This is a genomic window from Mangrovibacterium lignilyticum (assembly GCF_010882175.1).
Lineage (GTDB): Bacteria > Bacteroidota > Bacteroidia > Bacteroidales > Prolixibacteraceae > Mangrovibacterium > Mangrovibacterium lignilyticum.
On sequence record NZ_WKLH01000001.1, the window covers coordinates 395,518 to 410,340 of the forward strand.

12 protein-coding genes are annotated in these 14,823 nt (G+C 41.7%); 4 read left to right on the forward strand and 8 right to left on the reverse strand.

Features of this window, described 5'->3' with window-relative positions; genetic code table 11:
• Window positions 1-31 precede the first annotated feature (31 nt).
• Both GJV22_RS01445 and GJV22_RS01450 read left to right on the forward strand, forming a co-directional pair.
• Window positions 32-307 carry a Nif11-like leader peptide family natural product precursor gene (locus GJV22_RS01445; protein WP_163707645.1) on the forward strand — a complete coding sequence of 92 codons (276 nt, stop codon included), beginning with the start codon at window positions 32-34 and terminating at the stop codon, window positions 305-307.
• Between the two features lie 286 nt (window positions 308-593).
• Window positions 594-1,316, forward strand: a complete 723-nt coding sequence (locus GJV22_RS01450) for a redoxin domain-containing protein (protein ID WP_163707648.1) — start codon at window positions 594-596, stop codon at window positions 1,314-1,316.
• 257 nt (window positions 1,317-1,573) lie between these two features.
• Here GJV22_RS01450 and GJV22_RS01455 read toward each other — a convergent pair whose 3' ends face one another.
• The 3 genes from GJV22_RS01455 to GJV22_RS01465 all read right to left on the reverse strand — a co-directional run bounded on the left by GJV22_RS01455 (window position 1,574) and on the right by GJV22_RS01465 (window position 4,008).
• The gene (locus tag GJV22_RS01455; protein WP_238480258.1) at window positions 1,574-3,130 is read right to left on the reverse strand and encodes a dipeptidyl-peptidase 3 family protein; all 1,557 of its coding nucleotides are present in this window, start codon (window positions 3,128-3,130) and stop codon (window positions 1,574-1,576) included.
• 142 nt (window positions 3,131-3,272) lie between these two features.
• Window positions 3,273-3,599, reverse strand: a complete 327-nt coding sequence (locus GJV22_RS01460; protein ID WP_205461714.1) for an antibiotic biosynthesis monooxygenase family protein — start codon at window positions 3,597-3,599, stop codon at window positions 3,273-3,275.
• 10 nt (window positions 3,600-3,609) lie between these two features.
• Window positions 3,610-4,008: a thermonuclease family protein gene (locus GJV22_RS01465; protein WP_163707655.1), complete on the reverse strand. Its 399-nt coding sequence runs from the start codon at window positions 4,006-4,008 to the stop codon at window positions 3,610-3,612.
• Window positions 4,009-4,168: 160 nt separating this feature from the next.
• Here GJV22_RS01465 and GJV22_RS01470 point away from each other — a divergent pair, with 160 nt between their 5' ends.
• Entirely contained in the window at window positions 4,169-4,570 is a 402-nt protein-coding gene (locus GJV22_RS01470) for a hypothetical protein (protein ID WP_163707657.1), read from the forward strand.
• A gap of 38 nt (window positions 4,571-4,608) precedes the next feature.
• Here the strand turns inward: GJV22_RS01470 and yidC are convergent, their stop codons facing one another.
• The 4 genes from yidC to GJV22_RS01490 form a co-directional block, all read right to left on the reverse strand.
• The gene (yidC, locus tag GJV22_RS01475) at window positions 4,609-6,528 is read right to left on the reverse strand and encodes a membrane protein insertase YidC (RefSeq protein WP_163707660.1); all 1,920 of its coding nucleotides are present in this window, start codon (window positions 6,526-6,528) and stop codon (window positions 4,609-4,611) included.
• Between the two features lie 19 nt (window positions 6,529-6,547).
• Window positions 6,548-8,149, reverse strand: a complete 1,602-nt coding sequence (locus GJV22_RS01480; protein WP_163707663.1) for a CTP synthase — start codon at window positions 8,147-8,149, stop codon at window positions 6,548-6,550.
• 134 nt (window positions 8,150-8,283) lie between these two features.
• A complete protein-coding gene (locus GJV22_RS01485) occupies window positions 8,284-10,368 on the reverse strand; it encodes a DUF349 domain-containing protein (RefSeq protein WP_163707666.1) in 2,085 nt (694 codons plus the stop codon).
• Window positions 10,369-10,556: 188 nt separating this feature from the next.
• Window positions 10,557-10,994, reverse strand: a complete 438-nt coding sequence (locus GJV22_RS01490) for an Hsp20/alpha crystallin family protein (protein WP_163707670.1) — start codon at window positions 10,992-10,994, stop codon at window positions 10,557-10,559.
• A 250-nt stretch (window positions 10,995-11,244) separates the two neighbouring features.
• Between GJV22_RS01490 and trmD the strand changes: the two genes are divergently transcribed.
• On the forward strand, window positions 11,245-11,928 hold the full coding sequence (trmD, locus tag GJV22_RS01495) for a tRNA (guanosine(37)-N1)-methyltransferase TrmD (protein ID WP_163707673.1): 684 nt from the start codon (window positions 11,245-11,247) through the stop codon (window positions 11,926-11,928).
• A 1-nt stretch (window position 11,929) separates the two neighbouring features.
• On the opposite strand, the gene GJV22_RS01500 is transcribed toward trmD, so the two are convergent.
• A complete protein-coding gene (locus GJV22_RS01500; RefSeq protein WP_163707676.1) occupies window positions 11,930-14,773 on the reverse strand; it encodes a PD-(D/E)XK nuclease family protein in 2,844 nt (947 codons plus the stop codon).
• Between the last annotated feature and the right edge of the window lie 50 nt (window positions 14,774-14,823).

Genomic DNA, 14,823 nt, shown 5'->3' on the forward strand with positions numbered 1-14,823 from the left:
TAGAGCTAATGACCTACATAAATGTAGGAGAATGGACGATCGTAATAAAAATTTAAAAGTACTGACTATGGCAATTAACGATGCAATGAAATTTATTCGCGAATCTCAGGAAAACCGTGAATTAAGAAAAGAAGTCAACACATGCAAACCGGAAGAATTATTTGAGAAATTAAAAGAGCTTGGCTATGACTTCAGTGAGGACGAATTCGAAGAATCAGTTAACATGATGCATGTAAAATGCCAATTCGAACAACAGGCCAATCAACTCATGCAAACTGACATGTGGTTCAAAATGTTGTTAAAATAACGATTAAAAATTATTCGTTTGAATCTATCATTTCAAATGTTTATTATTTACCAAAACTGCTATTAACTTCTTGTAAAAATCGAATTTAATAGCAGTTTTTATGTTGTTTCATATTATTACTACTGTTTGATTTATTCTATAAAATGTAATCATTCGCTATCATCGGTAGCCGTATACCACTCAATTTAAAGACATTAACAACTTAATATCCTAACCTATTAATTAGTTCCGCGTATGCTTGCATATATACCCCTATTTACCGATACTAATTAATAATGTAATTATCATGAAAAAAATCTCTGTTTCCCTTCTACTGTCCTTTTTCCTTGTTACGCTAGCTCTAGCTCAAAAGGACCAGATCCCTCTGATTGGATCAAAAGCCCCCTCCTTCACTGCACAAACAACTCAAGGCGAATTAACTTTCCCTGATGATTATGGGTCTAGCTGGAAAATTCTGTTTAGTCATCCTAAAGACTTTACTCCGGTTTGCTCTTCCGAAATTCTCGAATTAGCTTATATGGAAAAAGAATTCGAGTCTATGAATGTTAAAATGGCTGTAATTTCTACCGATAACCTATCACAACACAGAATGTGGGTAGCTCATCTGGAAGAATTAGACTACAAAGGTCGCGGTCAACAAGACATTAACTTCCCTTTGATAGACGACAGCAAAATGTTGATTTCAAAACAATACGGGATGCTACATGCTCCCACAAGTTCCAGTCGCGACATTCGCGGGGTTTATATTATTGACCCCAACAATATCGTGCGCTCAATCAACTTTTACCCTGTTGAAGTTGGTCGAAATTTAGTTGAGATTGAACGAATTGTTTCGGCTTTGCAGACAACAAAGGACGAATTAGTTTTAACACCTGCTAATTGGAATGAAGGTGATGATGTTATGGTTCCCTATTTGCCTTACAGAGAAGAACAATTGGCCGAAAATCCAGAATTAAAAGACGAATTTTACAATGTGGGTAACCGGATGTGGTTTAAGAAAGTTAAATAATCTAGGTTACTGAATCAATTAGAAAACAACTCAATAAAAGAGAGGAACAACATGACAGTGTTCCTCTCTTTCATTTTTAGATGCAAGCCAGAAACAATCCCCATCATTCGGCCATTGTCAATACTCAACCTCCGCCTTTTGCAGATCTATTAGCTCCTTGTAATTTTTCGAGCCACTTTACCGCAAGCTATTCTTGTTTCTTGCCAAAAAGAAAACCCGGAATTGCTCCCGGGGTCAAAATCTTTTATATTCAACGTTTACAAACCAACAACCGAAGGCCCCTGCTCAAAAACAATATCAACCGGAATACCTTCTGCATTGATCCGGTCTAAATCAGTTTGCAACTGAGCACGTATGCTCCCCATATTCTGAATGAGATCTAAGGCATGTGCATAATCCCCATTTCCCTGAACGGTGAGTAAAAGGTCAGACAGCTTCATCATGGCCTCTTTCATTTTTTCGAAATTAACCCGGTAAGTTCCGGTAGTTTCATCCCGCTCGAAGGCTCCCTGTTCTTCAAAATAATAGAAACGAACCATATTTGCTTTGCCGTGAGCACTTGCTGCACCAAAACGCACTGATCTAAAAATGCCGGCCATAAAAGTGACAAAATTATCCATCATATCTTTGTCGCCTAACTCACCCATCTCATTCAGTTTATAAACAACCCATAAGCCGAGAACATCAGCCTTCCCTTCTTCCATCGATGAATAGGTTTCGCGCAGTGCCTGGCGCACGGTCTTGGTTCCGTCAATTGTGTTTCCAAGCCCCAAGCCATGAGCAACCTCATGAAACATGGTATTTTCGAAGAAGGCATCGAACGTAACATGATCCCGTTGATCTTCCTCAATCAACAAATCCGATATCGGCATCAGGATCTTATCAAACTTAGCCCGCATCGCATTCTTCAGCTGAAGCTTTCGACTTCCCTTTTCTAGCCGCACCTGCTCATCGTTCGGCAAATTAATGGCAATGGTTTTACTTCCCGCATTACAATCACCGGCATAGTATATCACATCATAGGCATTCAAATCCGAATCGGAACCCGGCATTTCACTTTTATAAGGTGCATCGCAAGGCAAAGCTCTTTGCAGTACAGGCAGTAAATCGGCAAACTTCACCAATCGTTCACTCCACTCCTTATCCTTAACCAGAATAAATGCCTCGTGTGCCGCTTTATAGTTGAACAACTGATCTTCGTAGTTTTCAATCGGACCGACAACAAAATCGATTGTGTTATCTTTCATGTCCATCCAGGCGACATCGCTCGGATAATAGTCGTCAGTCAGTAATGCTTCGGCTCGCAACTCCAGGTAGTTCTTCAAACCTGGATCTTCGGCAAGCTCAGCTGCTTGTTTCAAATAAGCGGATGCCTGTTCAACCTGTGACTTAAATGCCACATGATAAGGCACAGCCTGAAGTTGGCCTAAAGAGTCGCGTTTTACCATGGTGTACAGGCTCGCCTTTGTTGGTTCGTCCCAAGCTTCAAACTCTTCTTTGGTCATATCCTTGGGGTAATACTGCGCACCAGCCGGCTTTGCCCCCACCCCTTCCATAAAAGGCTTATTGTCATTCAACCGCTCCCAGGGCCCGTAGTTAATCTTTAAAAATTTGGTCATCGCCTCGCTGGTCGCTTTCGAGAAAATTTCATTCTTATCACCATAAGCTTCCTTCCAAAACAACTCGTCCATAATATCAGCAGCCTTAAACAACAAAGGCAACATTTGTTTTTCCTTTTCGGTCAAAACAGACAGGTCAGTGGTCAGTTTGACGGGAATAAAAGCATCCGCTTTCGTTTCAATTTCACTTTTCATAGGTGTACCTTTTGGGGGGGTGCTGTTACATGCCAACAACAGCCATGCAACCATCCCAACACATACATAGCGTAAGTTTTTCATTGTAGGATTATTTCAGTTCATAATTTCATCAAACTCGATAAGTGCAAGCAAATTCAACTTACTTCTCAAATCCGTGCTCGCGCTCAACCAGGGCAATTCGGGTTTTAAATGCCGCATACCATTTCTCTCTTCCGTATTGCTGAGCCAGACGATGCTCGACATTCCGGTGCCACTTCTCTATTGATTCCAGATTTTGCCAATAGGAAACCGTTATTCCCAGAATATTTCGCGCCGACTCAACGCCAAGAAAACCTTCCTGTTGTTCTGCCAGCTCGACCATCCGTTCAGCCATTTCTACGTAACCATCATCAACCGAGGTACGAACAGAACTAAAAACAACCGCATAGTAAGGTGGCTGAGGAGTTTTGGCAAGCATAAATTTCATTGTTTTTTTATTAGAGGAAATAGGGTTCAGCAAGCCCTTTCTCAATTAGTACATCGTTGACACAATAAAAATCGCCAACCGCCCGGATATTCGAAAGTCCGTCCAATACCTCAGGGGTCATCCGCACATACAAAACAGCCAAGTAGCGTCCGTACTTCCCTTTCGAGTCCTTCAATGTTTCAACAATCGCCAGGTTGCCCTTCTTCATAATCGATTTCACAAAATCGGAAGCAGCCTTGCCCAGCTGATATTCCTCCGAATCGTGCCTTACGCCATAAACTTCGGGTGTGTTGACACCATATAAGCGGATGCGCTCTTTCCGAACCCAGACGCTAAGACCTAAGTCAATGTCTATCTCATAGGTATCACCGTCGACAACTTTCACAATTTCGGCCTGGTACTGGTACATAACGATTGGTTTTAGTGAATATTAGTATGAAAAGCCTGCCGTGAATTCAATCCGGCATGATCTAAAGTTACAAAATCGGCTTTAAAAAACGACGGACTTAGCTGTTTTGATACGCCCACAGCATCTGCACGCCACTTTGATCTTCGGGAAAATAACGTTCATGGGTAAGTCCACAGCCTTTCAGGACATGGTCAGGACCGTCGTATCCAAGGATATTAAGGCGATATCCCTGGATATTGTTCCGATGGAACAGGATATAACCCCGGTGGACAAGGTCACAGCCTTTCCGGACAAGGTTAGCATCACCGTATCCAAGGATATGAAGACGATATCTCTGGATATTGTTCTGATGAAACAGGATATCACTCCGGCGGACAAGTCTACAGCCTTTGAGGACATGGTCAGCATCGTCGTATCCAAGGATATGAAGACGATATCCAAGGATATTGTTCTGACGGAACAGGTCAGGATCATCGTGACCAAGGATATGAAGACGATATCCCTGGATATTGCTCTTTGGGGGAGGAAATGGGAATGGGTGCTGTGGATGGATCGAATTTGAAAGCAAAAAAAAATGCTGCCCGAAGGCAGCATTGAGTCTTATTTTTTTGGCATCTGAACACCGCGTTCTTTCGCCATTTTTTCGATTCGTTGTTGAAAGTTCGATTTCTTAACCGGGCCTTTTTTCTTATTGGCATGCAGTTGTGCGCGAATCTTTTCATCATCAATTAATACGCGGAACAAATACATTTGACCAATCGTGATCAGGTTAGCCAGGAAGTAATAGTAACTCAAACCAGCCGGGTAGTTATTCAGAATAAACAGGAACATAACCGGCATGATATACATCATCGTCTGCATACCAGGCATACCACCACTACTTTGAGTCTGCGAATTCAATTTTGTTGAAATGATGGTGGTAACGGTCATCAACAAACAAAACAAACTAACGTGGTCGCCATAGAATGGAATGGTGAATGGCAAATTAAAAATCGAGTCGTACGATGACAAGTCGACGGCCCACAGGAAATGCTCCTGCCGCAACTCAATCGACGTCGGAAAGAAGAAGAACATGGCAAACAAAATCGGCATCTGCAGTACCATCGGCAAACAGCCACCCATTGGGTTTACGCCGGCCTTTTTATACAAAGCCATTGTTGCCTGTTGTTTCTCCATTGGTTTGTCTTTACCGAACTTCTCATTCAACTCATCCACTTCAGGTTTCAAAGCACGCATTTTAGCTTGCGAGATGTAAGACTTAAAGGTGAACGGGAACAAAATCATCTTAATAAAGACGGTCAACAAGAGGATGATAATTCCGAAATTATCGATATGAAGTCTTAAGAAGTTAAACACCGGGATTACCAACCAACGGTTTACATACCGTAGTACTGAATACCCCAGGTTCACCAGGCGATCCAAATCAATATTATATTGTTTCAGTGTTGTATAGTGGTTCGGGCCAAAATAAAACTCCATTCCCATATTCTGATCTCCGGTTGGATCATAAGGGATGGCAATATCAGCAAAAAAGTCACCGACCTTATCTACATTTTCCTCATCGTAGTTGTACTTAACTTCTGCCGTTGGGAAAGCGTCATCAGCAATAATTGTCGAGTTGAAGAACAATTGCTTAAAGCTGATCCACTTCACTTTTGTTTTCAACGTTTCCTCGCTTGTTTTGCTTGGAGAAAGCTTGTCAACTTCATCTTCGTAATATTTGTAGTTTACCGATGTATAACGGTCTTCCCCAAATTTAGATTTCCGTTCCAGACGTGGTCCTGCGTAGGCCCAGTTGAAATTCAGGTAATTTACGTTCGGAGCAATCACATCTGCTAAACCGCTGGTTTTAATGTCGAAACCAACCATGTAAGAGTTGTGAGCCAAGGTATAAACAAACTGCAATGAACGTCCTTCGCCAGCATTCAGGCTCATGCTCACGGCTTCTTTTGATCCTGGAAACTCCTCATTATACTCCAGATCACCTTCTTTCCCTTTTTTCACCTCAGGTCCGGCAGCAACCAAACTTGATTTAGAAGTTGAAGGGGTAAAGTAAAGCTCGTCAGTTTTTATGCTTCTGTTTTGTGAGAAGAAATTCAATCCAAACTGATTGTCCGGTCCGTTGAAAAGGACAAGCGGCTTATTTTCATAGGTGTGATAGTTTTTCAGTTCTACTGAGTAAATCTTACCACCTTTGGTCGAAAGAGTCACCTTCATCAAGTTGTTTTCCAACGTGATGAATTGCTCCTGTCCCATTGCTCCGGCGGCAAAAGCGCCAAAGCGATCAGTTGCATTGGTTGTAGCCAAAGCAGTGTCGGCGGCAAATGCAGCCTGCTGCTGTTCAGCCATTTCTTTTGCACGAACCTGAGCTTCTTGCTGCCGTTCAGCTTCAACCTGCGCAATTGAGTCCTGGCGGTGCTTGACCGCTTCGATCTCCTCCTGCGACGGTTTGTTCAGGTAACTAAATCCAATCAGGATAGCAACGATTATAACTATCCCGTAAATTGTATTCTTATCCATAGGTTATTTTTTTCTCGAATTAACTGTTCGCCGCTTTTACAAAAGCGACAAACAAAGGATGTGGGTTTAATACCGTGCTGCTATATTCCGGGTGATACTGTACACCAACAAACCATTTGTGATTTGCCAACTCAACAACTTCTACCAGGTTGGTATCCGGGTTTATTCCGACAGGATTCATACCTCCGCTTTTAAACGCATCGAGGTATTCATTGTTGAACTCGTAACGGTGACGGTGGCGTTCTTTAATTTCGTCTTTTCCGTAAGCCTTATATAAATGCGACTTCTTCTCGTTGATCTTACAGGTATAAGCACCCAAACGCATGGTTCCGCCTTTTTCGGTAATTCCTTTTTGGTCTTCCATCAAACCAATGACCGGATAGTTGGTTTTCTCATTCATTTCAGTCGAATCAGCACCTTCCCAACCAAGTACGTTACGGGCATATTCAATAACTGCGATTTGCATTCCAAGGCAAATTCCCAGGAATGGGATGTTATTTTCGCGAATATATTTTGTAGCTAAAATTTTTCCTTCAATTCCGCGATGGCCGAATCCTGGCGCAATAATCACACCTTGTAAGCCGGAAATGATTTCTTCAACATTCTTCTTGGTAATATCTTCTGAATGGATCCATTGCAAATTCACTTTTACCCGGTTGATTGCTCCGGCGTGAATCAGTGCTTCTGCAATCGATTTGTAGGCATCGGCTAATTCAACATATTTTCCAACCAAACCAATCGTGATTTCCCGCTCCGGATTTTTCAATTTTCTCAGGAACTCATTCCAATCATCCATTTTGGGTTCGTTCTTGGTCGGAAGATGTAGCTTGCGAAGAACTGTCAGGTCCAACTTTTCTTCCAACATCTTATTGGGCACATCATAAATGGTGCTAACGTCAATTGACTGTACAACCGAGTCGAGTTCAACATTACAGAACAAAGCAACCTTTTTGCGAATGCTGGTAGCCAGGTCGTGTTCGGTACGTAATACCAATACGTCGGGCTGAACCCCGTTTTCGAGCAACATCTTAACAGAGTGCTGCGTTGGTTTTGTCTTCAACTCGCCTGAAGCAGCAAGAAAAGGAACAAGTGTTAAGTGAATAACCAAGGCATTCGAACCCAACTCCCATTTCAACTGGCGAACAGCTTCGATATATGGAAGTGATTCCATATCGCCTACAGTACCACCAATCTCGGTAACCACGATGTCGTAGTTGCGCTTTGTACCCAGAAATTTGATTTTTCGCTTGATTTCGTCAGTAATGTGGGGAATAATCTGAACTGTTTTACCAAGATAGTCTCCCCGGCGCTCTTTGTTAATAACCGATTGATAGATCCGACCGGTTGTTACATTGTTGGCCTGAGAAGTTGGTACATTCAGAAAACGTTCGTAGTGACCAAGGTCAAGATCGGTCTCTGCACCATCCTCGGTGACATAACACTCACCGTGCTCATAGGGATTCAAAGTTCCCGGGTCAACGTTGATGTACGGATCGAGCTTTTGGATTGTTACTGAATAACCTCTGGCTTGCAATAACTTAGCCAATGATGCTGCGAGAATTCCTTTTCCTAATGAAGAGGTCACTCCCCCTGTGACAAAGATGTACTTGGTTGCTGACAAAATCGTAAAATTTAATTGTTCCTAAAAGCGCACAAATTTAAGCAATAAAACCAATTGGGCTCAAAAAATGTGCATGATATCTCACCATGAACGAATAAAAAACCCGCTTAGCAGCGGGTTCATGTTCATATTGATTAATCTTGATCGTCCATATCGTCGATAATACGAATCTTTTCTTTCAGCAATTCAATCTTTTCCATTGTCGCCTGAATCTTCTTATTGACATCTTCAATCAGTGATTCAGCATTCTTCGTATTGGCAAAAAATCCGATATTATTATTCAACAAGGCCAAGTCGTTTTCAAGCTGCTTCATTCTGGTGATGTATTTATCACGTTCGTAACGCATCTTGTTTTGACCTTTGAAACTTTCGTTGAAGTTCGACATTTTACTTTTAAACTTCAACACATCCCGCTTATGATCATCAATTTTCAGGTGATCAAAGTGAGCATTGATGGCATTTCTAAATTCATTTTGAATCTTGTCTTTTTCCTTAAACGGAACATGCCCAATTTCAGTCCAACGACGCTGAAAATCTTTCATTTTCTCCAAATTTTCATCTTCATCTTTGGTCAGTTCATATTTTTTAATCTCTTCGATCAAAGCCAACTTTTGCTCCAGGTTTTCAACCTGCTCATGATCGACTGTTGAGAAATGCTCTGATTTCTGATCGAAGAAATAATCGCAAGCAGATCTGAAACGCTTCCAAATTGAATCGGATTGTTTTCGTGGAACGGGACCAACTTCTTTCCATTTCTTTTGAATACGGATAAATTCGTCGGTCGTTTTCTTCCAATCAGTGCTATCTTTCAGCGATTCAGCCTGAACACACAAATCCAATTTCATTTGCAGGTTATTTTGCTGCACTTCTTTATTTTGTGAATAGAACTCCCGTTTCGCATCAAAAAACTTGTCGCAGGCAGTACGAAAACGCTCATAAATTCGGTTGTTATCTCTTTTAGGAGCAAATCCGATTGTCCGCCAAACTTTCTGTAGTTCAATCAATTCTTTTGAGCGATCATCCCATTCCTTGTGATTTGTCAGTTCCAAACCTGCAATTTCTTCCACTTTTTCGCAAAGAACAGTTTTGGCTTCAAGGTTTTTCTTTTGATCCCCTTTTCGATCTTCAAAATATTCCTGGTGCTTTTTATTGATTTTTGAAGTTGCAGCTTTAAAGCGCTCCCACAATTCATCCTTTTTGTCTCGCGGAACAGGGCCTATTTCGCGCCACAGCTCGTGGTATTTCTGTAATATGTTGAAAGCCTTAATAACGGACGGTTCAATCAATAATTCTTCAGCCTTTTCACAAAGACTGATTTTCGATTGCAAATTTTTCTTCAGGTCCAGATCGCGCAACTCCTTATTGATCTTGATATAATCGTAGAAATTTTCGACATGGTGATGATAAGTTTCCCAAAGATCTTTCAGGTTAGCCTGGGGTACCAAACCTGTATCCCGCCACTTTTGCTGTAAATCCCTGAATTCCTGGAAAGTCTTATTAATCGATTCTTTCCGGTTGACCAGTGATTTTATATCCTCAATAATCTGGTATTTAATCGAGAGGTTATCATCCTTCTCATCTTCCATACTCTTCATCCGGTCTCTTTTCAGCTGCCGGTAATCATTGAGAAGGTTCTTCAAGTCATCTTCATAGGGAGCATTCCCGGGTTCGTAATCTTCTTCTTTCCCGCCATCAGCAAGAAAAGCCGCTTTTTCTGTCTCGATGTTTGCCCGATGCTTTTTATAGAAATTTATCTTGACGCGGTCTACTTCGTCTTTGATATCTTCCTCGGTGGCTGCTGCGACCAAATCGCGAAGTGCATTAATCAACTCAACTTCGGTGAAGGTAGAGTAATCAATTTTCCCGGAAGCGATAACTGCGTTGGCAGTTTCTTCATCCAGATCTTCTTCCTCTTCATCCTCCTCAACTGTTGGTGTTTCTGAAGATTCTCCGGACTCAACTTTTGGCTCATCCTCAGCTGGTTTCTGTTCCTCTGAGTCTTTTTCTTCCGATTCTGGAGCAGTCATTGTTGCTTCTTCCTCTGGTTTTCCCTCTGCCTTAGCAACAACTTCTTCGCTCTGCGTTTGCGTCTCGGCAGACTCTTCTGCCGGCGTTTCACTCACAGATTCTTGGCTCTCTACTGGCGTAACAGCATCATCGGATTTTTCCGGTTTTGCATTCAACTCATTATTTGAGTTTTTCAGATCTTTAGGTTCCATGCACTTAATGGTATTAAAATTACTTTGTAATTTTCAGATATTCAGGTCTCTTATATTCTACGAAAATAGAATTTTCGCAACGAATACTCAAGTAAATAACCGACTATATTCTGTAAACACGATGATAAGTTACAAAAAATGCCGTATCCTCACAGAATACGGCATAATCTTTTAATAATCCTTTAAACTTAACCGATCTCAATGCTCTTTACAACGGGTTTGCTTACTGCCTTCTTTTCAATCGTTAGCGTTAAAATACCGTTGGAGAAATTGGCTTGAATTTTTTCAACATTTAAACTTTCGTTTAGCTTAAACTTCTTCTCAAAATTTCCAGCTTTAAATTCGATGCGTGTTTGCGTGGCTTCTGATTCTTCCTGGCCTGAAACTTCACCCTTCACGACTAACACGTCTTTGTCGAGTGTTATTTTGACTTGCTCTTTACTGAAACCTGGTATCTGCAATTCAAGTTTGACTGAATTTTCAAAATCCAACACATTGGTTGCAGGCTGAAAACCAACCTCATTTTTAGCATCGCGATCCAGATTTAAACCTTGTTGAAAAAAATCATTCAACAAACGATCTACTGCATTAACATGATAAGCCGGATTTACTTTTACAAATTTCATTTTATGTCCTCCTATAAAAATTTTAATTATCAAATTCTGTTTTCTGTCCTCTCTATAGTCAAGCGTTGTTCCAAATCGATTTTCAGGTCAAAAATGAAGTCTCATCGCGTAGAACAATGCCATATTTTCCGTTTTCAAACCAAAACACAGTCATTGTGTCATCTTATCGATAATTACGAATGTATTTTCGGGTGAAATTTATGTGTCGCCATTCCCGATTCTTATTACTTTTGCAGAAATTTTTTCAATTATGCGTATCGATATTCTTACTGTTGTTCCCGAATTACTGGAAAGTCCTTTTAAGCATTCCATCTTAAAGCGTGCCCAGGATAATGGTGTTGTTGAAATTCATGTTCACAATATCCGCGACTTTTCAACGGACAAACACCGGAAAGTTGACGATTACGCTTTCAGCGGAGGAGCGGGAATGGTTATGACCATCCAGCCGATTGAAGCAGCCATTAACCACCTGAAAGCTCAGCGTGATTATGATGAGGTAATTTACACCAGTCCTGATGGCGAAATATTCAATCAGCAAATTGCCAACCAATGCTCCATGTATCAGAACATTATTATTCTTTGCGGCCATTATAAAGGAGTTGACCAGCGAGTTCGCGATCATCTGATTACCCGTGAAATTTCGATCGGCGATTATGTGCTCACCGGTGGTGAAATGGCAGCTGCAGTTATGGTCGACAGTATTGTACGCCTAATTCCCGGAGCCATGTCCGACGAAACTTCGGCCCTAACCGACTCCTTTCAGGATAATCTATTAAGTCCACCGGTTTACACCCGCCCCGCGGAATACCACGGATGGAAAGTTCCGGAAATACTATTGAGCGGCAACGACAAACAAGTAAACGACTGGAAAGAAAAAGAAGCTTGGGAGCGCACCAAACGCCTTCGCCCCGATTTACTCAAAGGGCATGAGTAAACTACACCCGCCGGCAAATTGCATTGTACGGACAACTTTCACATTTCCGCTTTTTAGGCGTTTGATCGAAACAATTTTCAGGAGAAAAAATCTCTTGCAGTAATTCTTGCAGACTTTCTGTGAAAGGCTCCGAAACCAGATCGTAGCTCAACGACTGTCCCTTCATTTTTATCGCCGGATCAAAATCACCGGTAAAGAAGGTATCAATCTTATAAATTGAAGGCAAAATATTGGACACCCTCTTCATTCTCCGATAAATCTCGGAATACACCAGGGTTTGGAAGATTTCTTTCGGACGATTGTCGGATTCTCTGCGATAGAACTCCGGAAAATCTTTAAAAGCCAGCACTAAACTCCGCCCTGTTTTATAGTCGATGATTCGAAGACCATCAGCCGTTTGATCAATCCGGTCAACAATTCCGCCCAGCTTAATCCGTCGTTCTTGCCCTTCAATATCGATTTTAAATTCCGCTTCACAGTCTCCTTCCAACTCAACAACCGTAAACGGCGTAAATGCCTTATCATTTTCCAGCATCTGCCGCAAATAGGTTTTCAGGTTCTCTGCAATCAGAATATTTTTCCCTGTAATCTTCACTTCTTTCAATGCTTTGTCCTTGTAGTACTCCCGCACAAAAGCATCGTGAATAGCCTTTCGAATGACAGCTTCATTCTTTAGCACCGCATCCAGATCATCTTTCCCGACCGGCTTTCCCTGGAACCGGCCATAAATTAATTCCGATGCAAAGTGAAACAGGTTTCCAAACAAACGGGGATCGACATCTTCCAACAACTCATCAGCTTCTTTTATGCCTGCGATGTATTTAAAATAGAATTTCAATTTACAATCGAGGTAAACATTCAATGCACTCGGACTTAACCGTCGTGCCGCGTATTTATTCAGCAGCAACTCCCTGCTTTTAGCTGTCGATGGAATGGCAATAGATTTGGCCTCAGTCGATTTAAAATCAAAATTAAGTTGAAGCACTTCCGGCTTCACCGGAGAATCGTACAACAGCTGAAACAAATAACGGCTCATCTCGCCTGTATTCATTCCATCGGCCGAAGAGTTATAAACAAGCACCAGCTCCTCTACCCGATTAATCAATCGATAGAAATAATAGGCGTACATGGCATCGTGTTCTTCATATGCCGGCAACCCGAAAGCCTTTCGCAAATTGTAAGGGATAAATGAATGCGTGGTCGCATTGTTAGGTAAACGACCTTCGTTGACCGAAAACATAAACAATCGTTTAAAATCGAGATTTCGGGTTTCCAGCACCCCCATCACCTGCAAGCCGGAAAGCGGCTCACCTTCAAAAGGAATACTGATGCGCTGCAAATGCTGCAACAAAATACGGTAATACAACGACAGCGATATTTTCGCAGGATGGTATTTCTGCAAGGTTTCCTGCAGCCGTTGAATGGCAAGGTAAACTTGGTACAAATACTCCGCTTCCAAAGCCGGATCTTCCTCTTTTTCATCATTTCGGGACAGCCGCAACGCCAACAGTTGAACAACATTCAACAGGTAGTCCGCATATTTCTCCCATGAGTTGATCCGCTGAAAGATTAAGCCCAACAACTTATCTTGTTTGAGATCGCTTGCCCGAACATAGATTTTGTTTTCCCGATGAATACTCCGCACAATTTCCTTGGTTCGCGGGCCAACCAACAACTGATGATTCAGCAAGGCAATCACAGGTTTGTAGTAATAGGCATCTTCCTCACCATAAAAACGGTAATTTTTCTGCAAATCGATCAACTGATTGATAAAGCTGAAAACGGGTGTATTTTGAATGGGATATCCCATCGTAATGTTGACTTTATTGTATTGCGAACCCGCAGCCGACACCATGGGAACCAATAATCCCTCATCAGCCAATACCATCGCTGTCTCATCAAAACGAAGTTTAGGATTAAAGGGAACAGCAAACTTAGGATGATTAAGTACTTGTGTTTGCGAAACCTGCCCCGGCACCGAAACGATACTTACTTTGCGCATAACCGGCTCGCCACCTTGCAGCTCAAATCCTTCAGGCATTGGGAAAGTGACCAGGTTACGACGGATAAATAAGCCGGCTTCATGCTGAACATCGTCGACAAAAGCCGGATCGAAATCCCAAAAGAATTTCCCCTTTCCGAGTTTATTGAAATACCGGAATAGTTTTTCTTCCGCTGCATTCAGCGCATTGAAACCCACAAACCAATATTGATCAGCTTTCAAAAACGTTTCCGTTTCTTCTGTCCAGTTTTCAACCAGATCGCGATATACCATTCCTGTGAACGCCAGCTTCTCCTGCTTCAATTCTTCACGAAACCGGCTATAAACGGAAGCCAGTTTATTCCAAATTTGCATAAACTTTTCACGGTTGGCCGATGCTCCTGCTTTTCCAATACTTCCCCAAAATTTTTCAATTGCCAGCTTTTGCTCAGCACTCAAATATTCAAAACGACTTTCAATGTCCTTCAGATCCGAAATATTACGAAACAAATCGTTGGCATTGAGCAAATACTTGTCAATATCATTGAAGTCATTCAGCAGAATTTCGCCCCAGAAAAAGAAATCGTCCAACTCTTCGTCGTGTCCCGTTTCTGCTTTGTAAATTTGATGAAGTGTAAGAATTTGACTGATGTGGTCTGATATTTGCACATCCGACAGCTTAGAAACAAGTTCGTTGATTGTAATCACCTCGGGCCCCAGTACCGGTTTTTCAACCATCTCATTTAAATAGGCGTTGAAAAAGACTCCCGAACGACGACTTGGGAAAACAATCGTAACACGATCAATTCCCACAGGTTGAGATTGATATAAGAAACGGGCAACTTGCTTCAGAAAAGGCTCCATGAAAAATGATTTTTGCTAAAGATAATACATAAATCAAGCCCGAATAAAGG

Coding starts and splice junctions, on each gene's coding strand:
- GJV22_RS01445 (WP_163707645.1), top strand. CDS start 32: ATGGACGATCGTAATAAAAATTTAAAAGTACTGACTATGGCAATTAAC.
- GJV22_RS01450 (WP_163707648.1), top strand. CDS start 594: ATGAAAAAAATCTCTGTTTCCCTTCTACTGTCCTTTTTCCTTGTTACG.
- GJV22_RS01455 (WP_238480258.1), bottom strand. CDS start 3,130: ATGAAAAGTGAAATTGAAACGAAAGCGGATGCTTTTATTCCCGTCAAA.
- GJV22_RS01460 (WP_205461714.1), bottom strand. CDS start 3,599: ATGAAATTTATGCTTGCCAAAACTCCTCAGCCACCTTACTATGCGGTT.
- GJV22_RS01465 (WP_163707655.1), bottom strand. CDS start 4,008: ATGTACCAGTACCAGGCCGAAATTGTGAAAGTTGTCGACGGTGATACC.
- GJV22_RS01470 (WP_163707657.1), top strand. CDS start 4,169: ATGGGTAAGTCCACAGCCTTTCAGGACATGGTCAGGACCGTCGTATCC.
- yidC (WP_163707660.1), bottom strand. CDS start 6,528: ATGGATAAGAATACAATTTACGGGATAGTTATAATCGTTGCTATCCTG.
- GJV22_RS01485 (WP_163707666.1), bottom strand. CDS start 10,368: ATGGAACCTAAAGATCTGAAAAACTCAAATAATGAGTTGAATGCAAAA.
- GJV22_RS01490 (WP_163707670.1), bottom strand. CDS start 10,994: ATGAAATTTGTAAAAGTAAATCCGGCTTATCATGTTAATGCAGTAGAT.
- trmD (WP_163707673.1), top strand. CDS start 11,245: ATGCGTATCGATATTCTTACTGTTGTTCCCGAATTACTGGAAAGTCCT.
- GJV22_RS01500 (WP_163707676.1), bottom strand. CDS start 14,773: ATGGAGCCTTTTCTGAAGCAAGTTGCCCGTTTCTTATATCAATCTCAA.